The organism is Ruegeria intermedia (assembly GCF_900129345.1).
Taxonomy (GTDB): Bacteria; Pseudomonadota; Alphaproteobacteria; order Rhodobacterales; family Rhodobacteraceae; genus Ruegeria; species Ruegeria intermedia.
On sequence record NZ_FQVK01000014.1, the window covers coordinates 53,030 to 79,997 of the forward strand.

General features: G+C 62.8%; 20 protein-coding genes. 7 read left to right on the forward strand and 13 right to left on the reverse strand.

What is annotated here, in order from left to right:
- Window positions 1-20: 20 nt before the first annotated feature.
- Genes F3H26_RS11325 through xdhA form a run of 4 tightly spaced genes read right to left on the reverse strand, consistent with a single transcriptional unit; the run spans window position 21 to window position 6,170 of the window.
- Entirely contained in the window at window positions 21-1,538 is a 1,518-nt protein-coding gene (locus tag F3H26_RS11325; RefSeq protein WP_149776164.1) for an ABC transporter ATP-binding protein, read from the reverse strand.
- The gene (gene xdhC, locus F3H26_RS11330) at window positions 1,535-2,470 is read right to left on the reverse strand and encodes a xanthine dehydrogenase accessory protein XdhC (protein ID WP_149776165.1); all 936 of its coding nucleotides are present in this window, start codon (window positions 2,468-2,470) and stop codon (window positions 1,535-1,537) included. The genes F3H26_RS11325 and xdhC overlap by 4 nt, the downstream gene beginning before the upstream one ends.
- Complete coding sequence (gene xdhB / locus F3H26_RS11335) at window positions 2,470-4,812, reverse strand: xanthine dehydrogenase molybdopterin binding subunit (protein WP_149776166.1); 2,343 nt, start codon at window positions 4,810-4,812, stop codon at window positions 2,470-2,472. The genes xdhC and xdhB overlap by 1 nt, the downstream gene beginning before the upstream one ends.
- Window positions 4,809-6,170, reverse strand: a complete 1,362-nt coding sequence (gene xdhA / locus F3H26_RS11340) for a xanthine dehydrogenase small subunit (protein ID WP_149776167.1) — start codon at window positions 6,168-6,170, stop codon at window positions 4,809-4,811. Before xdhA ends, xdhB begins: the two co-directional genes overlap by 4 nt.
- Before the next feature lie 343 nt (window positions 6,171-6,513).
- On the opposite strand from xdhA, the gene dnaE reads away from it, so the two are divergent.
- Window positions 6,514-10,014 (forward strand): DNA polymerase III subunit alpha, encoded by a 3,501-nt coding sequence (dnaE, locus tag F3H26_RS11345; protein WP_149776168.1) that lies wholly within the window; start codon window positions 6,514-6,516, stop codon window positions 10,012-10,014.
- 7 nt (window positions 10,015-10,021) lie between these two features.
- Here the strand turns inward: dnaE and F3H26_RS11350 are convergent, their stop codons facing one another.
- Window positions 10,022-10,216: a SlyX family protein gene (locus F3H26_RS11350; RefSeq protein ID WP_149776169.1), complete on the reverse strand. Its 195-nt coding sequence runs from the start codon at window positions 10,214-10,216 to the stop codon at window positions 10,022-10,024.
- A gap of 128 nt (window positions 10,217-10,344) precedes the next feature.
- Here F3H26_RS11350 and hisS point away from each other — a divergent pair, with 128 nt between their 5' ends.
- The 3 genes from hisS to hisG are packed head-to-tail and all read left to right on the forward strand — an operon-like array spanning window position 10,345 to window position 13,610.
- Complete coding sequence (gene hisS / locus F3H26_RS11355) at window positions 10,345-11,832, forward strand: histidine--tRNA ligase (RefSeq protein ID WP_149776170.1); 1,488 nt, start codon at window positions 10,345-10,347, stop codon at window positions 11,830-11,832.
- 3 nt (window positions 11,833-11,835) lie between these two features.
- Complete coding sequence (locus F3H26_RS11360) at window positions 11,836-12,924, forward strand: ATP phosphoribosyltransferase regulatory subunit (protein ID WP_149776171.1); 1,089 nt, start codon at window positions 11,836-11,838, stop codon at window positions 12,922-12,924.
- A complete protein-coding gene (gene hisG / locus F3H26_RS11365; protein WP_149776172.1) occupies window positions 12,921-13,610 on the forward strand; it encodes an ATP phosphoribosyltransferase in 690 nt (229 codons plus the stop codon). The genes F3H26_RS11360 and hisG overlap by 4 nt, the downstream gene beginning before the upstream one ends.
- 2 nt (window positions 13,611-13,612) lie before the next feature.
- Here the strand turns inward: hisG and F3H26_RS11370 are convergent, their stop codons facing one another.
- Window positions 13,613-14,044: a DUF1489 family protein gene (locus F3H26_RS11370; RefSeq protein WP_149776173.1), complete on the reverse strand. Its 432-nt coding sequence runs from the start codon at window positions 14,042-14,044 to the stop codon at window positions 13,613-13,615.
- 456 nt (window positions 14,045-14,500) lie between these two features.
- On the opposite strand from F3H26_RS11370, the gene F3H26_RS11375 reads away from it, so the two are divergent.
- From F3H26_RS11375 to F3H26_RS11385, 3 genes are all read left to right on the forward strand, one after another.
- Entirely contained in the window at window positions 14,501-16,783 is a 2,283-nt protein-coding gene (locus F3H26_RS11375) for an adenosylcobalamin-dependent ribonucleoside-diphosphate reductase (protein ID WP_149776174.1), read from the forward strand.
- Between the two features lie 714 nt (window positions 16,784-17,497).
- Complete coding sequence (locus F3H26_RS11380; RefSeq protein WP_149776175.1) at window positions 17,498-17,908, forward strand: hypothetical protein; 411 nt, start codon at window positions 17,498-17,500, stop codon at window positions 17,906-17,908.
- Window positions 17,905-18,336, forward strand: a complete 432-nt coding sequence (locus F3H26_RS11385; protein WP_149776176.1) for a hypothetical protein — start codon at window positions 17,905-17,907, stop codon at window positions 18,334-18,336. Before F3H26_RS11380 ends, F3H26_RS11385 begins: the two co-directional genes overlap by 4 nt.
- 87 nt (window positions 18,337-18,423) lie before the next feature.
- On the opposite strand, the gene F3H26_RS11390 is transcribed toward F3H26_RS11385, so the two are convergent.
- From F3H26_RS11390 to F3H26_RS11420, 7 genes are read right to left on the reverse strand one after another with little or no spacing between them, the layout of a single operon-like run.
- Window positions 18,424-19,140, reverse strand: a complete 717-nt coding sequence (locus tag F3H26_RS11390) for a M48 family metallopeptidase (RefSeq protein WP_149776177.1) — start codon at window positions 19,138-19,140, stop codon at window positions 18,424-18,426.
- Window positions 19,137-22,352: a type I restriction endonuclease subunit R gene (locus F3H26_RS11395; RefSeq protein WP_149776178.1), complete on the reverse strand. Its 3,216-nt coding sequence runs from the start codon at window positions 22,350-22,352 to the stop codon at window positions 19,137-19,139. The genes F3H26_RS11390 and F3H26_RS11395 overlap by 4 nt, the downstream gene beginning before the upstream one ends.
- Window positions 22,349-23,185: an HAD family hydrolase gene (locus F3H26_RS11400; RefSeq protein ID WP_149776179.1), complete on the reverse strand. Its 837-nt coding sequence runs from the start codon at window positions 23,183-23,185 to the stop codon at window positions 22,349-22,351. The genes F3H26_RS11395 and F3H26_RS11400 overlap by 4 nt, the downstream gene beginning before the upstream one ends.
- Before the next feature lie 52 nt (window positions 23,186-23,237).
- Complete coding sequence (locus F3H26_RS11405; RefSeq protein ID WP_149776180.1) at window positions 23,238-23,468, reverse strand: DUF2188 domain-containing protein; 231 nt, start codon at window positions 23,466-23,468, stop codon at window positions 23,238-23,240.
- The gene (locus tag F3H26_RS11410) at window positions 23,458-24,705 is read right to left on the reverse strand and encodes a restriction endonuclease subunit S (RefSeq protein ID WP_149776181.1); all 1,248 of its coding nucleotides are present in this window, start codon (window positions 24,703-24,705) and stop codon (window positions 23,458-23,460) included. The genes F3H26_RS11405 and F3H26_RS11410 overlap by 11 nt, the downstream gene beginning before the upstream one ends.
- On the reverse strand, window positions 24,698-26,251 hold the full coding sequence (locus F3H26_RS11415; RefSeq protein WP_316635444.1) for a type I restriction-modification system subunit M: 1,554 nt from the start codon (window positions 26,249-26,251) through the stop codon (window positions 24,698-24,700). The genes F3H26_RS11410 and F3H26_RS11415 overlap by 8 nt, the downstream gene beginning before the upstream one ends.
- Window positions 26,212-26,802: a restriction endonuclease subunit S gene (locus F3H26_RS11420; RefSeq protein WP_149776183.1), complete on the reverse strand. Its 591-nt coding sequence runs from the start codon at window positions 26,800-26,802 to the stop codon at window positions 26,212-26,214. The genes F3H26_RS11415 and F3H26_RS11420 overlap by 40 nt, the downstream gene beginning before the upstream one ends.
- Window positions 26,803-26,968 lie beyond the last annotated feature (166 nt).

Here is a 26,968-nt window from a genome sequence, read left to right on the forward strand (position 1 = left end):
GCCGCAGGCTGCGCCGACGTTCATACATGCGCCACCTCCATGCCATGCGCGCCGCCCATCATCAGGCCGATCTCCTCGACCGTCAGCCCGGCGGTTGGACGCGGCGTGCTCAGCCGCCCCTCGTTCAGCGCGGCGAAACTGTCGGAAATCTCCATCAACTCGTCGAGGTCCTGGCTGATGCAGACCACGGCCGTACCCTGGGCCGCAAGGTCCAGTATGGCCTGCCGGATCGCGGCGGCCGCGGCGGCATCGACCCCCCAGGTCGGCTGGTTCACCACCAGAACCTCGGGGTTCTGCAGCACCTCGCGGCCGATCACGAATTTCTGCAGGTTGCCGCCCGACAGCGACCGCGCGGCGTTCTCGGGGCCGGGCGTGCGGACGTCGAAGGATTTGATGATCCGTTCGGCGAACACCCGGGCGTCGCTCCATTTCAGAAAGCCGCGGGTTTCAAGGTTTTCCCGCACCGATCCGGTCAACAGGGCGTTTTCAGTCAGGCTCATGTCCGGTGCCGCCGCATGACCCAGACGTTCCTCGGGTGCGGTCAGTACGCCCAGCTTGCGCCGAGCGGTCGGCCCCAGCCGGCCGATGGGCTGACCGTTGAACTTGATGGCGTCGGCCGCGGTCGTGATCTCGCCCGACAGCGCGCCCAGCAATTCGTCCTGCCCGTTGCCGGCGACGCCGCCGATGCCCAGAACCTCGCCCTTGCGCACGGTCAGATGCACGTTTTTCAGCGCTGTGCCGAACTCGGACGGAGACGGCACCGACAGGCCGGTCACATCCAACGCCACCGGGCCGAGCGCGCGCCCCGCGCGTTCCGGTGTCTGCAAGGCCGAGCCCACCATCAGTTCGGCCATGTCGCGGGCCGAGGTCTCGGCCGGCACGCATTCGCCCACGTTCTTGCCCAGCCGCAGAATGGTCGCGTGGTCGCACAGCGTACGGATCTCTTCCAGCTTGTGCGAGATGTACAGGATCGAGGTGCCCTCCGAGCGCAGCTTTTTCAGTGTCTCGAACAGGATTTCCACCTCTTGCGGGGTCAGAACCGAAGTGGGTTCGTCCATGATCAGCAGCTTGGGGTCCTGCAGCAGGCAACGGATGATCTCGACCCGCTGGCGTTCGCCCGCGGACAGGTCGCCCACGGTCCGGTACGGGTCAAGCGGCAGGCCGTAATTTTCCGAGACCTCGCGGATGCGCGCAGCCAGATCGCCCATGGGCGGCGGGTTTTCCATGCCCAGGGCGATGTTCTCGGCCACGTTCAGCGCGTCGAACAGCGAGAAATGCTGGAACACCATCGCGATGCCGTCGGCGCGCGCTGCGCGCGGTTCGCTTGGAGCGTAGGGCTGGCCGCGCATCAACATCGTGCCGCTGTCGGGCTTGATCAGTCCATAGATCATCTTGACCAGGGTGGACTTGCCGGCGCCGTTCTCGCCCAGCAGGGCATGGACCTCACCGTCGCCGATATCAAAGGACACATGGTCATTGGCCACGACGCCGGGATAGGCCTTGGTCAGCCCCTGCAGGCTCAGAAGTGGAATGGTCACGCGCTCTGGTCCTTCTTCAAGTCATTCTGCCGGGCGGGGCGCAGGATCTGTGCCGCCACACCGATTGCGATCATCTGCGGGTGCTTGCCCAGGGCCGGGTCCCCGATGGGGCAGGTGATCCGGCCGATCTGCGCCGGTGAATGCCCCAGCGCGGCAAGGCGCGAACGGAATCGCGCCCATTTCGTAGCCGAGCCGATCAGCCCCGCAAAGCGAAAACCGTGCGTCAGCAGCCGGTTGCACAGTTCAAGATCCAGATTGTGTGAATAAGTCAGCACCAGATGTTCGGCGTCGCGCGGCACATGTTGCACCAGTTCGGCCGGTTTCGCCGCAGGCACGACCGCCACGCCGGCGGGGACCGTGCCGGGAAACCGATCGGGCGCGGTGTCCACCCAGGTGATTGCCAGATCGGGCAGGGGGGCCATCACATCGACCAGCGCCCGCCCCACATGGCCGGCCCCCCAGATCCACAGCTGGCGGTGGGGGCTGTGCACCGGTTCGACCATCCAGCCGTCGATCAGTTGTGGCTCGGGGCGTATGCCCTGGTTGCGGGCCTGTGCCAGCAGACGTTTCACCGAAAGCGGCATCGGCCCTTCCGCGACCGGGCGGGCGATCACTTCGGGGTCCAATTGCGCGACAGCTTCCGCGTCATAGACCTCGCTCAGCAGCGTAACGGCGCCGCCGCAGCATTGCCCAAGGTCCGGCCCCAGCGCATGTCGGGACAGGCGGGACCGGTCCTGCTGGGCTCGGGCCGCCTCGGCCGCCTGAAACTCGAGCGTGCCGCCGCCGATCGTGCCCGACTGTCCTCCGTCCCAGACCAGCATCGCAGCGCCGACCTCGCGCGGGGACGACCCGCGTATTGCCGCGATGACCACGCGTGTCACCTTGCCGTGTTTTCTGACCGCCTCCCTCAATGCCTCCCGGTCAAATCCCATCAGGTGCCTCCACGCAGGCGTTGAATGGCACGCCAGACTTCTTCGGCCGTAGCCGGAGCGTTCAGCGCCGGATACCCGTCGCCACAGGCCGCCACCGCGTTCGACAGCGCCAGCCAGGCCGAGATCCCCAGCATGAAGGGCGGCTCACCCACCGCCTTCGAGCGATAGATCGTGTCCTCGCGGTTCGCGCCGTCCCAGAGCGCCACGTTGAAGACGCCCGGCCGGTCCGAGCAGGCCGGAATCTTGTAGGTCGATGGCGCATGGGTACGCAGCCGGCCCTTGTCGTCCCAGACCAGTTCCTCGGTCGTCAGCCAGCCCGCGCCCTGCACATAGCCGCCTTCGACCTGCCCGATATCCAGCGCCGGATTCAGCGAGGCGCCGGCATCATGCAGGATATCCGCCCGCAGAATCCGGTTTTCCCCGGTCAGGGTATCCACCGCCACCTCGGTCACCGCCGCGCCATAGGCGAAGTAATAGAACGGACGCCCCCGGCCCTTGATCCGGTCCCACTCGATCTTGGGCGTCTTGTAGAACCCCGTCGCCGACAGGCTGACACGCCCCTGATAGGCCAGCGCCGCAGCTTCGGCAAAGCTGTAGCGGGCATCACCCACCTCGACATGGCCATCGGCAAACCGCACGCTGGCCGGATCGGCCTGATGCCGTTCGGCCAGAAATGCCGCCATCCGGTCGCGGATCGTGTCACAGGCGGCCTTCACGGCCATCCCGTTCAGATCGCTGCCGGACGAGGCCGCCGTGGCCGAAGTGTTCGGCACCTTGGCGGTATCCGTCGCGGTGATCTTCACCATCTCCAGCGGAATGCCGAACCGCGCGGTCGCGACCTGCGCCACCTTCTGAAACAGGCCCTGGCCCATTTCGGTGCCGCCATGGTTCAGATGCACCGAGCCATCCTGATACACATGCACCAGCGCCCCGGCCTGGTTCAGGTGGGTCAGGGTAAAGGAGATCCCGAATTTCACCGGCGAAAAGGCGATGCCCTTCTTGATCACGCGGTTCTCGGCATTCCACGCCGCGACCGCCGCCTTGCGCGCGGCATAGTCGCTTGACGCCAGCAGGGCCTCGGTCATCCCGTGCAGCTCGAAATCCTCGACCACCTGCCCGTAAGGCGTGGTATTCTCCTTCATCTTTTCGGAAATACTCCGGGGGGAGGCCGCAGGCCGGGGGGCAGCGCCCCCCTCGACCGCAGCCGCATAATAATTCCGCCGCCGCAGCTCGACCGGGTCCAGCCCCAGCACATGCGCCGCGTGATCCATCACGCGCTCGATCCCCACCATGCCCTGCGGCCCGCCAAAGCCGCGATAGGCGGTGGCCGATTGCGTGTTTGTCTTCAGCCGATGGCTCTCGATCCGCGCATTGGGCAGCAGATAGGCATTGTCGGCATGCAGCATTGCCCGGTCGGCCACCGGCAGCGACAGGTCCTGTGCCCAGCCGCAGATGGCGTAGTGCTTGAACGAGACCCCCTGAACGCGCCCCTCCGCGTCGAACCCGGCCTTGTAGCTGATGCGAAACGCATGTCGCTTGCCGGTGATGATCATGTCATCGTCACGGTCATAGCGCATCTTGCAGGCCTTGCCGGTTGCGCGGGCGGCCACGGCGCAGGCCACTGCCAAAGCGTTGCCCTGACTTTCCTTGCCGCCAAACCCTCCGCCCATGCGGCGGGTCTCGACCCGGACGGCGTGCATCGGAACACCCAGAGCGTCGGCCACTTTGTGCTGAATCTCGGTCGGGTGCTGGGTCGAGGAATGCACCAGCATGTCGCCCCCCTCGTTCGGCACCGCCAGCGCGGCCTGACCTTCCAGGTAGAAATGCTCCTGCCCGCCGATCTCGAACGTGCCTTCGACCACATGCGCCGCCTGCGCGATGGCCGCATCGGCATCGCCCTTGGCGTAGATCCGCGGGCCGTCCTCGAACCGGCTGTCGGCGGCCAGGGCCTCCTCGATGGTCAGAATGGGCGTTTCCTCGGCATAGTCGATCTTGCCCAGCCGCGCCGCCTTGCGCGCCGCCAGATGGCTGGTGGCAACGACCAGAAACACGGGCTGGCCGACATAGTGAACCGTCCCGTCCGCCAGCAGCGGCTCGTCATGGACCGAGGGCGAGACGTCATTGGCAAAGGGCAGGTCCTCGGCGGTCATCACCATGACGACGCCCTCGGCGGCCTTCACCGCCGACAGGTCCATCGCCGTGATCCGGCCCTTGGCGATCGGGCTCAGGCCGAAGGCCAGGTGCAGCGTGCCCCTGGGCGTCGGGATGTCATCCACGTATCGCGCGGTGCCCGACACATGCAGCGGGGCGGCGTCATGGGGCAGGGGCCTGGTCACGCTCATGCCGACACCTCCAGCACGTTGGTCAACTCGCCCTGATCCTCGGCGAAATAGCGTTCCAGCATCGCCCTGGCCGTCTCCAGCCGGTATTCGGCCGAGGCGCGCATGTCGGTCAGCGGCGTGAAGTCCCTGTCAAACGCCGGCAGCGCGGCCTGAACGGTCTCGTGCGTCCACGTCTTGCCGACCAAGGCGGCCTCGACCGCCGCGGCGCGTTTCGGGATGCCCGCCATGCCGCCGAAGGCGATGCGCGCCTGCGCCACGACGCCATCCGACAGGGTGACGTTGAAGCAGCCGCATACGGCCGAGATATCCTGATCGAAGCGCTTGCTCAGCTTGTAGCATTTCAGCCGGTCCGCCTGACGCGGAAAACTCACCGCCTCGACGAACTCGCCGGGCGCGCGGTCCTGCTTGCCGTAATCGACAAAGAAATCCTCCAGCGGGATCGACCGCCGCGCGTCCCCCTTGCGCAGATGCAGCGTGGCCCCCAGCGCGATCAGCGCGGGCGGGTTGTCCCCGATGGGCGAGCCGTTGGCGATATTGCCGCCCACCGTGGCCGCATGGCGCACCTGCACGCTGGCATAGCGCCGGATCATCTCGGCATAGGAGGGATGCAGATCGGCCATCGCCGCGCCCATGCGGTTCATGTCCACCATCGCGCCGATGCGCACCTCGTCGTCCGTAATGACAATGTCCTTCAGATCGTCGCATCCGCCCAGAAAGATCACCGGGTCCAGGTCGCGCAACTGCTTGGTCACCCACAGGCCCACATCCGTGGCCCCCGCCACCAGAGTCGCCTCGGGATGGGCGGCATAGACCTCGGCCAGTTCGTCGGACGAACGCGGCATCATCGGCGAGGCGGGCTCGACCGCGACCGGCTTGTCCCTGACCCAGACCGGCACGGGCTGGCCTTCGACGGCCTTCGCCGCGCGGATGATCGGCGCGTAGCCGGTGCAGCGGCACAGGTTGCCGGCCAGCTGCGTGTCGTGATCGGTCGCGCCATTGGCGTGGCTGGCCACCATCGACATCACGAAACCCGGCGTGCAGAACCCGCATTGCGAGCCGTGATGCTCGACCATCGCCTGCTGCACCGGGTGCATCTGGCCGTCGGGGCCACTCGCGCCCTCGACGGTGCGCACTGCCTTGCCATGCAGCTGCGGCAGAAACAGGATGCAGGCATTCAGCGCCTTGGCGCCGCTTTCATCCGTCACCATCACGGTGCAGGCGCCGCAGTCGCCCTCGTTGCAGCCTTCCTTGGTGCCTGTCAGGCCGCGATCCTCGCGCAGCCAATCCAGCAATGTGGCCGTCGGATCGATATCCGCCAGCTCCACAGTCTCTCCGTTCAGAAGAAACGTGATGTTCATTCCAGAAACCCGTCGCGTTACCCCGTTGCGCCCATGGGTGCCCTCTCTCGATGCGACGTAGAGAAAGAAGCGGGCTTGTAGCTTGCCGAAAGATGTTAGAAACAGCGCCGGACGGCTGGCAAGAAAAACCGCCCCAGGAATGCAACATTCCGCCTTGGCCCGTTGGGCGGTTGGATCGCGGTATTTGTTCATATTGTTGAAGATAAACGGTTTTTCTCGTCGATGGCCCAGTTGCGGCTGAAGCACCTTCTGAAAAAACCGAATAATCGCTGATTATTGTTTGGGCAACCCGCCGGTATCCTTCTGTCTTTTGCACGCGCGCCGAGTGGGATAGCCTGCGCCCATGAGCAGTTCTCCGCGATTCATCCACCTCCGCGTTCATACCGAATATTCCCTGCTGGAAGGCGCCGTACGGCTGAAAAAGCTGCCGGATCTGTGCGCCAGCATGGATATGCCCGCCGTTGCGGTTACCGACACCAACAACATGTTCTGCGCGCTGGAGTTTTCCGTCACCGCCAGCGGCGCGGGCATCCAGCCGATCATCGGCTGCCAAGTGGATCTCAGCTATGTGACCGCGCAGCCGGGCGACAAGCCGACGCTGCCTGCGCCCGTGGTCCTGCTGGCCCAGTCCGAGACCGGGTACGAGAACCTGATGAAGCTCAGCTCGTGCCTGTATGTGGACAAGGGCGGGCAGCTGCCGCAGGTCACGCTGGATGAACTTCAGCGCCATTCGGCGGGCCTGATCTGCCTGACCGGCGGCCCGGATGGGCCCGTGGGCCGCCTGCTGCAGCAGGGCCAGCACCCGGCCGCCGAGGCGCTGGTCGATCAGCTGGCCGCAATGTTCCCCGACCGCCTCTATGTCGAACTGCAGCGCCATCCCGGCGAGGACGGCCAGCCCGAGGCCGAACGCCTGACCGAGCGCGGCCACGTGGAGATGGCCTATGCCAAGAACCTGCCGCTGGTGGCCACCAACGACGTCTACTTCCCCACCTCGGACATGTACGAGGCCCATGACGCCCTGATCTGCATCGCCGAGGGCGCCTATGTCGACCAACAAGAGGGCCGCCGCCGCCTGACCGCGCAGCATTACTTCAAGTCGCCGCAGGAAATGGCCACGCTCTTTGCCGACCTGCCCGAGGCGATCGAGAACACCGTCGAGATTGCCAGGCGCTGCGCCTTCATGGCCTACAAGCGTGCCCCGATCCTGCCGAAATTCGCCGATGACGAGGTCGAGGAACTGCGGCGTCAGGCCAACGAGGGCCTGCAGAAACGTCTGGCGGTGATCCCCCACGCGGTTTCGCCCGAGGAATACCAGAAACGTCTGGATTTCGAACTGGGCATCATCGAAAGCATGGGGTTCCCCGGCTACTTCCTGATCGTTGCCGACTTCATCAAATGGGCCAAGGAACACAACATCCCGGTCGGGCCGGGGCGGGGCTCGGGCGCGGGCTCGCTGGTGGCCTATGCGCTGACCATCACCGACCTCGACCCGCTGCGCTACAGTCTGCTGTTCGAGCGCTTCCTGAACCCCGAGCGGGTCTCGATGCCCGACTTCGACATCGACTTCTGCATGGATCGCCGCGAAGAGGTGATCCGCTATGTGCAAGAGAAATACGGCCGCGACAAGGTGGGCCAGATCATCACCTTCGGCGCGCTCCTGTCCAAGGCGGCGGTGCGCGACATCGGGCGGGTGCTGCAGATGCCCTATGGCCAGGTGGACCGCCTGTCCAAGATGATCCCGGTCGAAGGGGTCAAGCCGGTCTCGATCGAAAAGGCGCTTAGGGACGAACCCCGCCTGCGCGAAGAGGCCCGCAACGAAGAGGTGGTGGACCGCCTGCTCACCTACGGCCAGCAGGTCGAGGGGCTGCTGCGCAACGCCTCGACCCACGCCGCCGGCGTGGTGATCGGCGACCGGCCGCTGGACGAGCTGGTGCCGCTCTACCAGGACCCGCGCTCGGACATGCCCGCGACCCAGTTCAACATGAAATGGGTGGAACAGGCCGGTCTGGTCAAATTCGACTTTCTGGGCCTGAAAACCCTGACGGTGATCCAGAACGCGGTGGACCTGATCCGCAAATCCGGCCGCGACCTGCACATCGCCGCCGACGGGACGCAGCTGTATGACCCGCCCGAAGGCGCGGTGAACGAGATCAACGCGATCCCGCTGGACGATCCGGCCACCTACAAGCTCTATTCCGCGGCCAAGACCGTGGCGGTGTTCCAGGTTGAAAGCTCGGGCATGATGGATGCGCTCAAGCGCATGAAGCCCACCTGCATCGAGGACATCGTGGCCCTCGTGGCGCTCTACCGCCCCGGCCCGATGGAGAACATCCCCACCTATTGCGAGGTCAAGAACGGCCAGCGCCAAATCGAATCCGTCCACCCGCTGATCGACCACATCCTGGAAGAAACGCAGGGCATCATCGTCTACCAGGAACAGGTGATGCAGATCGCGCAGGTCATGGCGGGCTACAGCCTTGGCGGCGCCGACCTGCTGCGCCGCGCGATGGGCAAGAAGATCAAAGAGGCGATGGACGCCGAACGCCCGAAATTCGAAGCCGGCGCGGCCAAGAACGGGGTGGACGCCAAGAAGGCCTCCGAGGTGTTCGACCTCTTGGAAAAATTCGCCAATTACGGCTTCAACAAGTCCCACGCGGCGGCCTATGCGGTGGTCAGCTATCAGACCGGCTGGCTCAAGGCGAACCACCCGGTCGAGTTCATGGCCGGCGTCATGAACTGCGATATCCACCTGACCGACAAGCTGGCGGTGTATTTCGAAGAGGTCCGCAAGGGGCTGGGCCTGCCTTACGTGCCGCCCTGCGTGAACCGCTCGCTGGCGACCTTCGACGTGGTGGATGGCCAACTGGTCTATGCGCTGGGCGCGCTGAAAAACGTGGGCGTCGAGGCGATGAACCTCGTGGTGCAGGGCAGGGGCGACAAGCCTTTCGTCAACCTCTTTGACTTCGCCCGCCGGGTCGACCTGAAAAAGGTCGGCAAGCGCCCGCTCGAGATGTTGGCGCGCGCGGGGGCCTTCGACCAACTCGACAAGAACCGCCGCCGGGTGTTCGAAAGCCTCGAACAGCTGGTGCAGTATTCGGCGGCGATCCACGAACAGAAGAACTCGAACCAGGTGTCGCTGTTCGGCGAGGCGGGCGACGATCTGCCCGAACCGCGCCTGTCGAAATCGCCCGACTGGCTGCCCGCCGAACGTCTGAGCGAGGAATTCAAGGCCATCGGCTTCTACCTGTCCGGCCACCCGCTGGACGACTACATGCCTGCGCTCAAGCGCAAGCAGGTGATGACGCTGGACGAGGTGACCGAAAAGGCACGTTCCGGCCCGCTGATCGCCAAGATGGCCGGTGTGGTCGCCGGGCGACAGGAGCGGAAATCGGCCAAGGGCAACCGCTTCGCCTTTGCACAGCTGTCCGACCCGACCGGGGCGTACGAGGTGACGCTGTTCTCGGAAACGCTCGAGAAATCACGCGAATACCTGGAAACCGGCGCGCAGGTGGTGCTGACGGCCGAAGCCACGATGGAGGCCGACCAGCTGAAGCTGCTGGCGCGCTCGGTCGGGCCGGCGGATTCCGTGGTGGCCGAGGCGGGGGCAACGGGCCTGCGCATCTTCGTCGATCAGCCGCAGGTGGTGTCCACCGTGGCGCGGGTGTTGCAGGACGCGGCTGGGGCGGCCCGGAATGCCGCGAAGGGGCCGGTTCACCTGTGCCTGATGGACCCGGGCCTGCCGGGCGAAGTCGAGATGGATCTGGGGCAGGATTTCCCCATCAACCCGCAGATCAAGGGCGCGATCAAATCGCTCGATGGCGTGATGGACGTGCAGGAGGTCTGACGCCCCTTCAGTAATGCGGCGGGCGTTCGTCGCCCAGAATGATCCCGCCGGACCCTTCCTGCGCACGTTCGGCCTCGCGCTGCATCAGCATCGCGACGTGGCGGGTCAGGCGGTCGATCTCGTCCTGCTGCTTGGCGACGACCATGCTCAGGTCATCCACGGTGCGGGTCAGGTGGGCGATTTTCTCTTCCAGATGCTGCATCGCTGGGGCTCCTGTGATCTGGTGCGGTCATACCGCTGTGGTGCGCGCAATGCCAGCGCTGGCTTGCCCCGACCCAGACCATGGGATAGACCGCGCGCGCAAGTGATGAAATCCCAAGGACGCCCCACATGGCCAAGCCCAAGAAACAGCCCCGCCCCAAGGCCGTCACGCCGAAAGGGTTCCGCGACTATTTCGGCCAGGAAGTCACGCAGCGCACCGAGATGCTGCGGACGATTGCGGACGTCTATCATCGCTATGGATTTGACGCGCTGGAAAGCAGCGCCGTGGAAACGGTCGAGGCGCTGGGCAAGTTTCTGCCCGATGTCGACCGCCCCAACGAAGGCGTGTTTGCCTGGCAGGAGTTCGACGAGGGCGGCAACGGCGACTGGATGGCGCTGCGCTATGACCTGACCGCGCCACTGGCCCGGGTCTATGCCCAGCACCGCAACGACCTGCCCACGCCCTATCGTCGCTATGCGATGGGTCCGGTCTGGCGCAACGAAAAGCCGGGGCCGGGGCGGTATCGCCAGTTCTATCAGTGTGATGCGGATACGGTCGGTACGGCCAGCATGGCTGCCGATGCCGAGATCTGCGCCATGCTGTCCGATACGCTGGAAACCGTGGGCATCCCGCGCGGCGACTATCTGGTGCGGGTCAACAACCGCAAGGTTCTGAACGGCGTGCTCGAGGCCATGGGGCTGGGCACGGACGCGGCGGCGCGCGATGACGTTCTGCGCACCATCGACAAGTTCGACAAAGTGGGCGAGCAGGGCGTGCGCGCGTTGCTGACCAAGGGCCGGCTGGATGCCTCGGGCGCGTTCATCGAGGGCGTGGGTCTGTCCGACGATCAGGCCGAGCCGGTGATCGCCTTCCTGACATCCAAGGCTGATGACACCGCCGGAACGCTGGCCAATCTTCGCGCGGCCGTAGGTGACAGCAAGATCGGCGCCGAAGGTATCTCCGAGCTGGAACAGATCGGCGAATTGCTGGCCGCGGGCGGCTATGGCGCCGATCGCATCCAGATCGACCCCTCGGTCGTGCGAGGGCTGGGATACTACACCGGGCCGGTCTACGAGGCCGAGCTGACCTTCGAGATCTTCGACGAAAAGGGCCGCAAGCGGCAGTTCGGGTCGGTCTCGGGCGGCGGGCGCTATGATGATCTGGTGAAGCGCTTCACTGGACAGGAAGTGCCCGCGACCGGTGTGTCGATCGGCGTCGACCGGTTGCTGGCCGCGCTGCGCGAGAAAGGTCGGATCAAGTCGCATGACACCGGGCCGGTCGTCGTGACCGTGATGGACCGGGACCGCATGGCCGACTATCAGGCGATGGTGGCTGAGCTGCGCAATGCCGGCATCCGCGCCGAGGTCTATCTGGGCAACCCCAAGAATTTCGGCAATCAGCTGAAATACGCGGACAAGCGCAACTCGCCCGTCGCGGTGATCGAGGGCGGGGACGAGAAGGACCGCGGCGTGGTTCAGATCAAGGACCTGATCCTGGGCGCCAAGATCGCCGAGAGCGCCACGCTCGAGGAATGGAAGGAACGCCCCAGCCAGTTCGAGGTGCCGCGCGCCGATCTGGTCGCCAAGGTGCGCGAGATTCTGGACAGTCAGGACTGAGCCATGCCCAACCGATCCCAGATCCAGGCCCGGGCCGCGATGATGCGCGTGCGTTTCGAGGCCGCCGGGGCGCAGGTCGTTGACCCGCCGCTGCTGCAATCGGCAGAGACGCTGCTGGACCTCTACGGCGAGGATATCCGCGCGCGCGCCTATGTCACCTCGGACGCGCTGCGCGGCGAACAGATGCTGCGCCCGGATTTCACTCTGCCGGTGGTGCAGATGCACATGCGCGACGGGGCCGAACCGGCGCGTTATACCTATTCGGGCGAGGTGTTCCGGCGTCAGGAACATGACCCCGACCGCGCCAATGAATACATCCAGGTGGGCTACGAGGTCTTTGACCGCGACGATCCGGCAGGGGCCGATGCCGAGGTATTCTCGCTATTTGCCCTGCAATTGCGGGGTCTGCCGTTGCGCGCGGCGACCGGGGACATCGGCATTCTGACCGCAGCCGTTCAGGGCCTGCGCACATCCGACCAACGCAAGGCCGCGCTGATGCGCCACCTGTGGCGTCCGCGCCGGTTCCGGGCTCTGCTGGACCGGTTCGCGGGCCGCAAGCCCGAACCGGACCACCGCGCCGCGTTGCTCGCGGCGGCCGACCCGATGGCCTGCGACGCGCCGATGATCGGCAAGCGCCGACCGGCCGAGATCGCCGCCCGCATCGACGCCCTGCGCGCCGACCGCGACACGCCGCCGATTTCCGACACGGAGATGGCCGGGCTGGATTCGTTGCTGGGCGTGCGCGAGACCATGCCCTATGCGCTGGAGCATCTGCGCGACATCGCCGTCGATCTGCCCCAGATCACCCCCGCGCTGGACCGGCTCGAGGCGCGGATCGCCGCCCTGCAGGCGCGTGGCGTTGACGTCGGCAAGCTGGATTTCGAGGCCTCGTATGGGCGCACCTCGATGGAATATTACGACGGGTTCGTTTTCGGCTTCTACGCCGAGCGCCGCCCCGATCTGCCGCCCATCGCCACCGGCGGGCGTTATGACGCGCTGACGCGGCGGCTGGGCAACGGGGCCGAGATCCCGGCGGTGGGTGGCGTGCTGCGCCCCGACCTGATGCTGGAAATCGAGGAGGCGGGCCAATGACCCTTAAGCTGGGCGTGCCGTCCAAGGGGCGGCTGATGGAGAAAACCTTTGCCTGGTTCGCCCGCCACGGGATCGAGCTGTCGCGGGCCGGGTCCGACCGGGAATACGCAGGCAAGGTGGACGGGATCGAGGATGTCTCGCTGATCCTGCTGTCGGCCGGAGAGATCCCGCGCGAGCTGGCTGCCGGCCGTATTCACCTGGGTGTGACCGGCACCGACCTGGTGCACGAGAAACTGCCACGCTGGGAACAGCAGGTCGAAGAAATCGCACCGCTGGGCTTTGGCCAGGCCGATCTGGTGATCGCGGTTCCGGCCTGCTGGGTCGATGTCGAGACGCTGGATGACCTGGACGCCGCCGCCGCCGCCTTTCGGGCTACGCATGGGCACCGCCTGCGGATCGCCACCAAGTACCACCGCCTGGTGCGCGAGTTCCTGACCGATTCCGGGGTTGCCGATTATACGCTGGTCGACAGCCAGGGGGCGACCGAGGGCACGGTGATGAACGAAACCGCCGAGGCGATCGCCGACATCACCTCGACCGGTGAGACCCTGCGCGCCAACCACCTCAAGATCCTGTCAGATGGGCTGATCCTGCAATCGCAGGCCACTTTGTGGCGCAGCCGGGTTGCGGAGTACGGCGCCGCGGAAAAGGCCGCCCTGGCAGAAGTGATGCGCCGTCTGGGCTGAGGTCAGAGCACGCCGATCTCGGCCAGCGCGCGGTTCAGATCCTCGGGCAGGGCGTCGTCCTGCGCGCGGCTTTCGGGCAGGTCTGCGGGGCTGTCCTCGGGTTTCAGATAGCGCCAGCCCTGAAACGGCCGTTTCTGCGCGCCCTGGGTGCGGTGGACCTGCGGGTCCAGCACGATGGCGCAGCGGCGGATGCCATCCTCACCCGTCACCTCGTCCAGCCGCAAAATGCGCTGGCGGCACTGGATGACACCCTTGATGACCCAGAAGATCGACCCGCCGTTCAGAATCTCGGCCTCGCGCTTGGGCCACATGCGGGTGATGTGGCGGGGCAGGCCGTCCGCGAACCGCCGGCGATAGCTGTCCTGCCAGGCGATCAGGCTGTCCACGCTCTCGGATCCGACCGAGAGTTTCACGAGGTTGATGTACTTATCCACAGCTTTCCCACAGAGTCGTCCCAAGGACTACCTTTATATTGTAGCTTACCTTTGCGCGCTATCAAGCAGTTGTGGTTTGCGGGGGGCAGCGTCTATTCTGGGTGCCTCTTTCAATACAGGGAATCAGAATCAATGCGGCAATCAAGCGAACAGGGGGAACCAAAACCAGACCCGTAGGCTGAAGATGCTGGCACCCCGAACAATCGGGGCGCCAATCAGTTGGGGATGGCATGGTGCGGGGTGAGGTCTTCCCAGCCGACGCCCCGAGGGTTCGAGTCCCTCCATCTCCACCACCTATCCTGACCCAGAGGGGTATAAGATAGAATCTTACCGGATCCTGCCAATCAAATGGCAAATGGTCAATCGGCAAAGCCCCAACTATTTTTGCTGGAACGGCATGTTCAATGTCATATATAGTGAGGCTCCACTAGCCCAGCACAACGTATAGGAACTCTTATGAGCCGCTTTGCCGCCCCCATCGCCGAGCAGATCTGGGACATGAAATACCGCTTCAAACAGGCGGATGGCACGCCGATCGACAAGTCGGTCGAGGATACGTGGCGGCGGATCGCGCGTGATCTGGCACGGGTGGAAAAGGACCCCGCGCATTGGGAACAGAAGTTCTACGAGGCGCTTGAGGATTTCAAATACCTGCCCGCCGGGCGGATCACGGCCGGAGCAGGCACCGCGCGGCAGGTGACCCTGTTCAACTGCTTCGTCATGGGCACGATCCCCGACAGCATGGGCGGCATCTTCGACATGCTGAAAGAGGCCGCGCTGACCATGCAGCAGGGCGGGGGGATCGGCTATGATTTCTCGACCATCCGGCCGCGCGGCGCGGATGTGCATGGGGTGGCCGCCGATGCCTCGGGGCCGCTGTCGTTCATGGATGTGTGGGATGCCATGTGCCGCACGATCATGTCGGCGGGCTCGCGCCGGGGCGCGATGATGGCGACCATGCGCTGCGACCATCCGGATATCGAACAGTTCATCACCGCCAAATCTGACCCGGCCCGGCTGCGCATGTTCAACATGTCGGTGCTGGTGACCGATGCTTTCATGGAGGCGGTCAAGGCCGATGCTTCGTGGGATCTGGTCTTTGACGGCAAGGTCTATCACACGGTGCAGGCCCGCGATCTGTGGAACAAGATCATGCAGGCCACCTATGACTATGCCGAGCCGGGCGTGATCTTCATCGACCGGATCAACCAGGCCAACAACCTGAGCTATGCCGAGACCATTGCCGCCACCAACCCCTGCGGTGAACAGCCCCTGCCGCCTTATGGCGCCTGCCTGTTGGGTTCGATCAACCTGGCCCGGCTGGTGTCGGCGCCGTTCGAAGACGCGGCCCATCTGGACGAGGCGGCATTGCAGGAGCTTGTCGCCACAGCCGTGCGCATGATGGACAACGTGGTGGATGCCTCGAAATTCCCGCTGCCGCAGCAGGCCGCCGAGGCGCAGGCCAAGCGTCGTATCGGTCTGGGCGTGACCGGGCTGGCAGATGCTCTGTTGATGCTGGGCCTGCGCTATGGCTCGGACGAGGCGGCGCGTCAGACCGAGCGCTGGTTGCACGCGATCGCCCGCGCCGCGTATCTGGCGTCGGTGGATTTGGCCAAGGAAAAAGGGGCCTTTCCCCTGTTCGACGCCGAGAAATACCTGGCCAGCGGCACCATGCAGCAGATGGATGACGATGTGCGCGAGGCCATCCGCGAGCATGGCATCCGCAATGCTCTGCTGACCTCGATTGCACCCACTGGGACGATCTCTTTGTACGCAGGGAACGTATCGTCGGGGATCGAGCCGGTTTTTGCCTATGCTTACACCCGCAAGGTCTTGCAGAAGGACGGCTCGCGCACCGAGGAAGAGGTGGTGGACTATGCCGTTCAGATGTGGCGCGACAAGTTCGGCGATGTGGAACTGCCCGACTATTTCGTGAACGCCCAGACCCTGACGCCGGCCGAGCATGTCAAGATGCAGGCGGCTGCGCAGAAATGGATCGACAGCTCGATCTCGAAGACGATCAACTGCCCCGAGGACATCCCGTTCGACGCCTTCAAGGACGTGTATATGCAGGCCTGGGATCAGGGCTGCAAAGGCTGCACCACCTATCGCCCGAACGACGTAACCGGCTCGGTTCTGACCGTCTCGGAAAGCGACGACAAGGTGCCGGGTGAAAGTACGGATGCGCCGCACGAGGTGGATGGCGGCGATGTCATCTACATGTCCGAACCGCTGGACCGGCCGCAATCGCTTGAGGGTTCGACCTACAAGCTAAAATGGCCCGACAGCGAACACGCGATCTATCTGACCATCAACGACATCGTCATCGGCGGACGGCGGCGTCCGTTCGAGGTGTTCATCAACTCGAAGAACATGGAGCATTACGCCTGGACGCTGGCCCTGACCCGTATGATCTCGGCCGTGTTCCGGCGCGGTGGTGACGTGTCTTTCGTGGTCGAGGAGCTCAAGGCCGTGTTCGATCCGCGCGGCGGGGCCTGGGTGCAGGGCAAGTACATCCCTTCGATCCTGGCGGCGATCGGCGGCGTGATCGAGCAGCACATGATCGCGATCGGGTTTCTCGAGGGCGAGGGCATGGGGCTGAAGTCCGACCCTCAGGCGCAGGTGGTCAACATGGACGCTCCCCGCGGCAAGGCGTGCCCGTCCTGCGGCCAATATGACATGGTGATGATCGAGGGCTGCATGACCTGTCGCAGCTGCGGGCATTCGAAATGCGGCTGAGGCGCGGGGTGGGGTCTTGTTGTGAAGCGACTGGCGTAGTTTGTCCGAAACCGGGGGTTTTTTCGTCCATCGGCCGTGGGAAGTTTTGCCGTCGGATTTAAGTTGCTGTTATCAAACAACTTTCTCCGAGGGGAAAGCGGTTGGAGAACCAGAAAGTCGCATTCCAGCGGCATTCTTGCGTGTGATGTTCTAAGCCCCCGTTGCGTGCTTGCCTTGTTTGCTTCGCACGGACTGGTCGGATCTTCTCGATAGAGAAGGCGCTGACCGACTATTTTGTTCGGTCGCGCTCCCGCACGAGAGTTCGACCTTCCAAAACAGCCGCAGGGTTCCACTCTCAAAACCGCTTCAAAAAATGCAAAAGAACAGCTGAGGGAAGTCTTTCCCAAGTTCTTCCAAGATTATTGGTGATCGCTGCGGGAAAGATGATTGTCTGACTTCCCGCAGCGGAATGCTGTTGTAGACACAATAGCTTCCGCCCTCAGAAAATGCTGTGGACTGGAATACGTACCCTGCAATCCACGCCCAGAAAATCGCAAGACCTGTCGATGTGGTCACCTTCCGACCAGCTTCTCTCTCGATGAAGTCGCTGGAATCGGAAGGTGCCCTGATCAACCCAATAAGAACGAAACAGACAAAACTACGGCCGCCGGAAAGGACCGCTGCGGCTCTTGAAGCTCGACACACAGTGTGGCGGGCGAAACAGGGAGAACGGCAATGTTCGACGTAAACCCAACTGGCGCCACGGCGCTACATAAACTGTTTCATGATCATGTGGAAAAAATCCAGAACGCAGCCCTGCTCCTCGGAGGGCAATCGGAACTGGCGCGGGTCCAGAGGATCGTTGATGACCTAAACTGGAGCCCGCAAATCACCAGCCGAACCCGGCGGGAGATTATGCATCTTCATCAGTTGTTTACACTGCAACATGTGCACGATGAAGGCCGGCCCGAATCCGCTTTCTTTGCAATGCTCGACCCGGCTTCTCCGGAGGTTGAGGACATCTGCCTGCTTACCGACCGGCTGGAGGATGCAATTCAGCGTGACGGAATCACGACTATGGAAGCACAGCTTTCCACATTCGAATGTGCAGGTCGCTTCGCAGCTGCCCAACGAGACCTGTCATGACTGCGAACAAATTCCGCAACGACCCGTTCCTCGCTGTGCTCCTCAAAGCGGCCGGACATATCCCAGCCGCCAAGAATAGCCTCCGGGCGCTCGGCTCGGGCGCGGCCTGTGACACCAGCCTTCGTAGGCGAATTTGGCGTCTCGAGCGCACACTTTCTGCCAGCCAACTGCTGAATGCGGACGAGCTCGAGGAACTCGGTGATATTCTGCGAACGGTTGAGAGGTGGGTTGACGCTGGCACATACCGAGGATGGATCAGCGATGAGCACTGCGTATCTGGTGGCTGGTTCGAAACCGTTTGGTCACCTGAAGCCGAAGCGCTCGCCGGTCATTGCGCCCGACTGCAAGCTTGTCGCGAAGCGATGGAGCAGGTCCAGGTCGTGATTGAGGCGCACAAAATTGCCGGCATACTTCGGGGTGCCGCCTAAGTAGAAATGGCGCCGGGCATCGCCCGGCGTCTTCGTCTTTTTTTTGGCGGCAAAAATTTGACTGTCAGTTTCAGAGTAGCGGTTTCCCTAAGACATGACAATTTCCAGATGGCGCTTCCTTTTTTCCCAATCTGGCATGACGACTTCGAGCAACTTGTAAAACGCTGCGCCGTGATGGGGCTCGGCCAAGTGACAGAGCTCATGCGTTATGACGTAGTCGATCGTGTCTATAGGGGCTTGCACCAATCGGATGTTGAGCAGCAGGCGACCGGCCGGAGACATTGATCCCCACCTTTGCCGGATCTGACGTACGATGAGTCCTTTTGGCCGAAAGGCTTCTGGATCTGGGAATAGTCCAAGACAGAACTCGACTCGCTCAGGAAACTTGATGTGAGCCCGATCGCGGTACCATGCCTCGACCAGTTCGCGTGTCACCTCCGGCCTGGTCGGCCGGTGAGTCTGCACGACGATGAAGCCGCGGATCAGCTTCACGCCTTCCTGCACATGCGGCACGACCTTCAGCCGGTACTGGCGCCCGAGGTAGAGATGCGTCTCTCCGGCGACGAACCTGCGCTCCGGCGTCCGCGGCAGGAACTGGGAGAAGTACCGTTGCTGCCTTGTCACCCATGCTGCGCGCTTCCGCAGCTTGGCTTCGATTGCGTCCAGTGTCGCGTCCTCCGGGGCCGCGATCACCACCGACGCATCCGGCTCGACGGCGATCTCCAGTGTCGTCCTCGGGCGGCGGACGATTTCGTATTGGATCTCCTGCTTACCGTACTGCAGGCAGTGCAACTCCCGCGTCATGCAGCGAACCGAGCCCGGGCGAGGTCCATGATCCTCAGTTCGAGATCGTCGAGCACCTCTACAGGAAGGTCGACGCCCCTCTCGTCGCGCAGGACGTCAAAGAAGAAGTCATCGATGGCGTTGCGCAGATTGTTCTGGGCCACCTCGTTCGACCAGATGTCCACGATCAGGTGGGACTTGATGATGTCGATGATCTGTTGAGCGATCGCTGCGACATCGTCGCCGGCTACCAGCTCATCGCCCTCGGTCTTGAGCTGACCGTCAAGGATCCCGAAGAACGCTTGTGCATTCTCGTCGCCCCGAATGCTTTCCGGAACATCTCGGCCGCGATCTTTGCGTGCGACTTTGCTCGCGAGGTCCACGACGCTGTTCAGGTATTCGCGCTCAGACAGCCGCTTCTCGCGGTAGGCGCGGATGGTCTCTTCGAGCAGCTCGGAGAACTGTTTGTAGAACGTCGGGTCCTCATCCATCTTCTCGGTGATCGCCCGCCGGGTCGCGCTGGCGATGCGATCGGCCCTCGAGGCCTCGGAGACCCCCGTCTCTTCGACGACGGCCTTCAGCGCGTCGGGATCGTTGATGTTGACCACCTCGATGATGGTCTCCGCCGGCATTGCTACGACGTGGTCATCAAGGAGCTTCTGGATCTTCGGCTCGAACTCGCGGACATCGACCGTCTCCTGATAGCGGAGCTGGACCGAGCGCTTGAGTTCGGAGAACTGTTTCCAATCGCGTTTCAGGGCATCGACCTTGGTCTCGTCGAAGACATCGAACAGCTTGTCGGACGAGAGCGAGATGTGCAGGCAGCGGCTGAACGCCTTGAGGCGTGCGTAGAACTCATGGCGCAGCGCCTCGTCAGCGAGGTGCTGCTCGAACTGTTCCATATCCTTCTTGTTCCTCACCGGCTTAAAAAGGTCCCAAAGCTGATCGTGCAGCTGGGGTAGCTTGCGGATTTCCTCCCGGACATCGTGCACCGTCCCTGCGAGGTCCGCGGCCTCGTAACCTTCGAAGGCGCTATAGGTTGTCAGGGCGCTGTCCAACTCGCCCAGCAGCCCCTCGTAATCGACGATGATACCGAACTGCTTCTCCGTACCGCCGTCCTCGTAGAGGCGGTTCACGCGCGCAATCGCCTGCAGCAGGTTGTGTTCCCTCAGGGACTTGCATACGTAGAGCACCGTGTTCCGGGGGGCGTCGAAGCCGGTGAGCAGCTTAGAGACGACGATCAGGATCTCGGGATCGCCGGAACCCTTGAAGGCATCGATGATCTGGCGGTTGTACTCCTCCTCGGTCTTGTACCGCGTCATCATCTGCGACCAGAAGCGGCGCACGAGGTCCTTGGATTCCTGGTCGACCTCCTCGTTGCCCTCGTTCTCGTCCGGCGGCGAAATGACGATCGCGCTCGAGACGTGGCCGATCTCGTCGAGGACCTCCTTGAAGCGGACGGCTGCGGCCTTCGAGGGGGCAACGAGCTGCGCCTTGAAGCCAGTGCCCTGCCAGTGCTGGCGATAGTGCTCGGAGATGTCGAACGCCTTGGCTCGGATGGCCTGGTCGGTCTTCGACAGCGCGTCCATCCGGGAGAACTTGCGCTTGAGGTCGGCCTTCTGGCTGTCGGTTAGCCCCTCGCTGATCTTCTCGAACCAGCGGTCGATCACGGTGCCCGAGACCTGCTGCTCGACAAGCCGTCCCTCGTAGAGCAGCGGCACGACGGCGCCGTCGGCGACCGCCTCGTCGATGGCGTAGCGGTGGATCAGCCGCCCGAAGGTCGAAAACGTGTTCTTCTCCTTCTTCAGCAGGGGCGTGCCGGTGAAGCCGAGGTAGCAGGCCTTCGGCAGTAGGCGCCGCATCTTCGCGGCGAACTGGCTGTGTCCGCCGTAGCGCCCCGTCTGCGTCCTGTGGCTCTCGTCGACCAGCACGAAGATGTTCGGATCCTCGTCCGCCAGCTTGCTGTTCCTCAGCGCCGTGTCGAACTTGTTGATGATCGCGGTGACCAGCGGAGCCTTGTTGTGGACGAGCTCCAGAAGATGAGACCCACTCGTCGCCCGAACCGGTTCGAGGTCACAGGACTTGAAGGTGTCCTTGATCTGCTTGTCGAGATCGTCGCGGTCCGTGACGATGATGATCCGCGGGTTTTCGATGCTGCGCTCGAGAGCGAGCGAGCGCCCAAGCATCACCATCGTCAGCGACTTGCCCGAGCCCTGCGTGTGCCAGATCACGCCGCCCTTCCTGGCGCCGCTGATATCATGCTGCTTGACCGTCTCGACCGCGCGACGGATCCCGAAGAACTGCTGATGGCGTGCCACCTTGCGGACGCCGCCGTCGAACACGGTGAAGCGGCGGATAAGATCGAGCAGCCGCTCGGGGCGGCACAGCGCGTACACCGTCCGGTCCTGAACCGTGACCGCGCGCTCTCCCTCAGCGGCCAGCGCGTCGAAATAAGTGCGAGCGCCGGCGAAATCACCGGAGAAGATGGCGTCCTTCTCCGCTGCGGTGAGCACGCGGTTGGCAAAGGGCGCGATGGCCTCGTCGGTGTCTTCCTCGTCGCGCCAGGTCTGCCAGAATTTCCGCGGCGTCCCGACGGTCGCGTAGCGCGCCTCGTTGCGGTTCATGCCGATCAGCAGCTGGGCGAAATGGAAGAGCTGCGGTATGTTGTCCTCGTTCTGGTAGCCGATCAGCTGGCTGTCCGCCTTCTTCAGGCTCTCGGTCGGACGCTTGTTCTCGATCACCAGGATCGGGATGCCGTTCACGAATGCGACGATGTCGCAGCGCTTGGTCTGGCTCGATGCGGTCCTTTCGACCGAGAACTCTGCGGTGACGTGGAAGACGTTGTTCTCCGGCCGCTCCCAATCGATGTAGCGGAACGAGTAGCTCTTCGAGTCGCCGTCGATGGACTTGGTGATGGTCGTGCCGAGAACGAGCGTGTCGTAGATGTCCTGGTTCGTTCCGCGGAGACCCTTTAGCCGGTCCGGCGTGGGCTTAAGCCGCCGCATTGCCTCATGCGCGTCCTCGAGGTCGAAGGAGTACTCGCGACCCCGATGCGTGAAGCGGTTGATGCGCATCAGCTGCTCAGTGAGCACATCATCCAGCACAACGTTCCGGAGGCGCCCGCCGCGGAGGCGCAGCGCTTCCTCTTGCGAGAGCGGGGTGAACCCGAGCGCCACGAGCAGCTGCAGTGCCGGCACCTGAGACTGATGTTTCTCCGCGGCGTTGAAGGTCATTCTGATGGCCTGTATCCGTTCTTGCGTGCGATCCGACCGAGAATTCCCTTTACGATTATGTCGATTTGGGAGTTTTCTTCGTAGTCGGCCGGCGCGACAAACTCGACGCGTCCATCCGAAATCAGCTTGTGGATTTTCTTAAGGTCGCGATCCGTTCTGTCCGGGTCGTACACCGCGACCGAATGCCCTCCTTTGTGGGTCAGCATTTTCATTGTTGGAATGTCCGTATCGCCATCCCCAAGGAAGATCATCCGGTCGAACGGGATCGGACGTTCGTTTTCGGGCATGTAGTTGTTTATTGAGACATTGTCCCAGTGGTTGTCGATGCCCTTATTAATTCGGAATAGGTACTGGGTCTTGGTCGTGTAATTGATGCCGACCCCCGGCCAAGCCGCTACACCATCGGTGTAAATGAATTTCGAAGCAAAGATTTGACGGAAAGCATCGCTGATTGCGCATCCCTCAATCATCTCGTGGATGCCAGACGAGACAATATAGTGCTCGAGTAGGAGTCCGCGCTCGGCAGCATGGGCGTTGATGCGATCGAACCATGACTTGTCCGCAAGCCCCGGAAACAGGGGGGCTTCCTTGCCGTGGCGTCGCAGGTCGTCGACTGTCACCTGAATGCCCCGCTCGCGCGCCTTGTCGAGCATCAGATGCATGTAGACGAGAATTTCATCGGCGTCGTGATGCTGTGTTCGCTCCTTCACCTCAGACCAGAAGTCCTCTTTGGTCATTCCGATGTTCGGGATAAAGCTCGTTTCCTGCAGGTTGCCGCGAGCCAGCGTTCCATCGAAATCGTAAATCAGCGCCGTTCGTTTCGGCTCGTTCATAGCCAATGTCCTCCTACTGAAATTTGTTGCGCCAATTCGCCGGTAGTAGCCGTCACCCTTTCGGCGGATAGGGATCGTTGCCGTAGGTGTTGCGTTCGCGGATCTTGCCGTCGCGACCCCTGAGATAGGCTTCGCCCTTTTTCTCGGCGGCCATTTGGCGGGAGTGCGCCCAGGCTTCGGCCTGCGTACCGGCGACTTTGCTGGCGCGTTTCGCGCCTTCGGCCTTGGACTCCCACTTTCCGTCGGGGCGCTGCTGGGTCCAGTAATTCTTGCTATTTGGCATGTTGAGCCTCCTTTTTCGGGCTGCGGTCGTCGGTTGAGTCAAGTTGCACCCGCCATTCTCCTGTCAGCAGCTTCTGCATGAGGCCGCGTTTCTGGCGGGTCAGGGCGTCGATTTCGAGTTCAGTCAGTTTCAAGTCGCGGCTAAACACCGCAAGCTTCGTGGCGATCTCGCGTTGCGCCTCCCTCGGGGGCAGCTTGAACTCGATTCTTTCGAACTCATTGCGTTGCAGGAGGCGGCGCTTTCCTTCCTTGTTCCCTTGGCTCGATCGCGTTTCCAGTAGGAACCGAATGTGATGTGTGCGAAGGAGCGCCACCATGAATTCAGGATCTACGTCGGGGCTCAGCTTGATGACCCTGTAGGCAGGGCTCACGATCCCGTCGGCTGAGCCCGCATACCGTCCGATAGCTCCGTAATATGCGGACATTGGATCGTAGACAAAATCGCCGGGCGAAATGGTCCAGTAATTCGACAAATCCTTGCTGGCGACGCTCCGCGTGAAGTGCTCCGACTGCTTGCGGATAGCGTATTTTCCAACTGTGACGACGTCGTCCGAGCTAAGACCAGCGTTCTTGTCCTGCCGCTCCTCGAAGACTTCGCCAAAGCTGCTTGGCGCCCAGTTCGACTGCGGCACACCCCGCCCGATTGCCCGGCTGGGGGCCAGAAGTTGCTGGGCGATGCCTTCGAGCCGCTGCACCTTCGCCGCGCGGAGGGCGGTGAGCTTTTCGAGCGCCTCGTCCCAGGTCCGCAGGATCTCGGCGATCTTGCGCTGTTCGGGGAGTGGGGGGAGGTGAACCAATATATCCGCAATATCAGGTGCGTGTATATGAACGACGGACTGTCCCTTGCCTAAGCGCGCCTTCTGGCGAACCACATTAGGCGAGTTAAGCAAGTTTCCCAAAAAAATAGGGTCCTGTCCGTGATCCCTAATAACAATAGTATCGCCACCGACCCGTCCGGGCTTTCGACCTATATATGCGACTGCTTTTCCGATTTCTTCTGCAGTTTCTCCAGATGCCGCGAGGACGATGTCACCGGGTAGCAGCTGCAGCGCGTCATTCGAGCGGCTGTTCTCAACGCGTGAAACAAGGTGTTCGGTCACGCTACCGTAAGTCGAGTAGATTTCCCCATACCGGAGACAGGGCACCCCATCAGATGCCAAATCTGCCCGGGAAATACCCTTGCCCTTGAGAAGAACACCCAGCTCGCCGAGCCTGACGTCTCTCCACCCCTCACGCATCGACACCGAGCTCCTTCAGGTACCCGGCCATCTTCTCTCGCACCTCGGCCAGCTCGGCCTCGATCCGCAGGATGTCCTTCTGCACGGCGGCGACGTCGATCTCTTCCTCGGGCTCGAAGGTGTCGACATAGCGGGGGATGTTGAGGTTATAGCCGTTCTCGGCGATCTCCTCAGGCGCCGCCCGGTGCGAATACCGCTCGACCTCGGCGCGGGCGGCGTAGGTCTCCAGCACCTTCGCCACATGTGCGTCGTCCATCACGTTCTGGGTCTTGCCCGGCGTGAACTCCTTGCTGGCGTCGATGAACAGCACGTCGCGCCGGTCCGCGTTCGCGCCGCCGTCCTCGCGCGAGCGGTCGAAGATCAGAATGGCGACCGGGATGCCCGTGGTGGTGAACAGGTTGGCGGGCAGGCCGACGACGGCATCGAGCAGGTTCTCCTCGATCAGCTGCTGGCGGATGCGCCCCTCGGCCCCGCCCCGGAACAGCACGCCATGCGGCACGATCACGGCAACCCGACCAGACTGCCGCTTGGCGGTCTCGATCATGTGGGTGATGAATGCGTAGTCGCCCTTGGACTTGGGCGGCACGCCGCGCCAGAAACGGTTGTACTGGTCGCTGGGAGCATTTTCCGCCCCCCACTTGTCGAGCGAGAAAGGCGGGTTGGCGAGCACCACGTCGAACCGCATCAGGTGGTCGCCCTCGACCAGCGCGGGGCTGTTGAGCGTGTCGCACCATTCGATGCGCGCGGCGTCGCGGGCATGCAGGAACATGTTCATCCGAGCCAGCGCCCAGGTCGCCCCGTTCACCTCCTGCCCGTAGAGGGCGAAGTTCTCAGACCCGACTTCCTGCGAGGCCTGGATCAGCAACGAGCCGGACCCGCAGGCGGGATCGCAGATCGTGTTGCCGGGCTGCGGCGCGGCCAGCTTGGCAAGCAGGCGCGAAACGGCAGCAGGAGTGTAGAACTCACCGGCCTTTTTGCCGGCGTCCGAAGCGAATTTCGAAATGAGGTAGATGTAACACTCGCCAATAACGTCTTCGGAAATGCGCGAAGGGCGCAGATCGAGGGCGGGCTTGGCGAAGTCCTCCAGCAGGTTCTTCAGGCGGCGGTTGCGGTCCTTCGGTCGACCCAGATTGGCTTCGGAGTTGAAGTCGATGTTGCGAAAGACGCCCTCGAGCTTGGCCCGGTTGCCGTCTTCGATCCGTTCCAGCGCGATGTTGATCAGCTCGCCGATGTTGGCCTCGTTCCGCTGGGCGTAGAGATCATAGAAGCTGGCGCCTTCGGGCAGGATAAAGCGCTCGCGCTCGAGTCGCCGCCGAATGCGGGTTTCATCGTCGCCATACTGCTTACGGTAGGCCTCGAGATGGTCGTTCCAAAGGTCCGAAATGTACTTCAGGAACAACATTACGAGAATGTAGTCCTTGTATTGGGCGGGATCGACTGCGCCTCGAAATGTGTCGCAAGCCGCCCAAGCGGCACTGTTGACTTGGTCCTGAGTAATTTGATCGGTCACTGCCGAGTTTCCTTCTTTCGCGATTTTCTTGCGCACTTTGCCAAGATTAGGCTGGACAATTGCTCCCGGCGATTGGCGAGTTCTTGTAGGAGTGCGCCCTCCCGGTATGCGAGATCTGCGATTGCCACGATAAGGCGCTGAGTTTCGATGTCTGGCAAGGGGAGTTCAATCCGCTCAAGAGTTGACTTGGAAATCATTCTGACTCCGGTTCCTTGAGCTTCTGCATCGAGGCGTCTTTGGGTTTCGCGCTGGTTGATGGCCCAGGCGAGGTAATCGGGAAGTACGACATCGTCCTTTGGGCGTAAAATAAACAGGGGAAGGATTGCGACCGCAGGTTCGCTTAACTGTTCGATTGCCATCGCAGTGTTGCTTTCGCCACGCGATTTGAAGATGATTTCCCCGCCGTGCACCAAGTAGCGCTCCACCGGGGTGTCGAATTTACACCGCTGCAAATTATCCGTATCCAAGCCTCTGCCTTCCTGAACGTCGCGCATCTGGATTGCGAGAGAGCCGCCCGACTGAGCTGGCTCCAGTCGGCCGCGGGTTGTGTACCCAGTTGCTATGCTGCAAATTTCGCTCAGAATCATGGAGTCTCTCTGTAATGTTGATACAGAGATTTCACGGTTAGCGTCCAGTGTCAATGTTTTTCTGTATTCAGATTACAGCAAATAATTTGACTGGCGTTCGTTGGCCTCGCAGCCACCGCTAAATCACGAATTTTACGTTTATCTCGGAGTGTCGTGCCAATCAGAG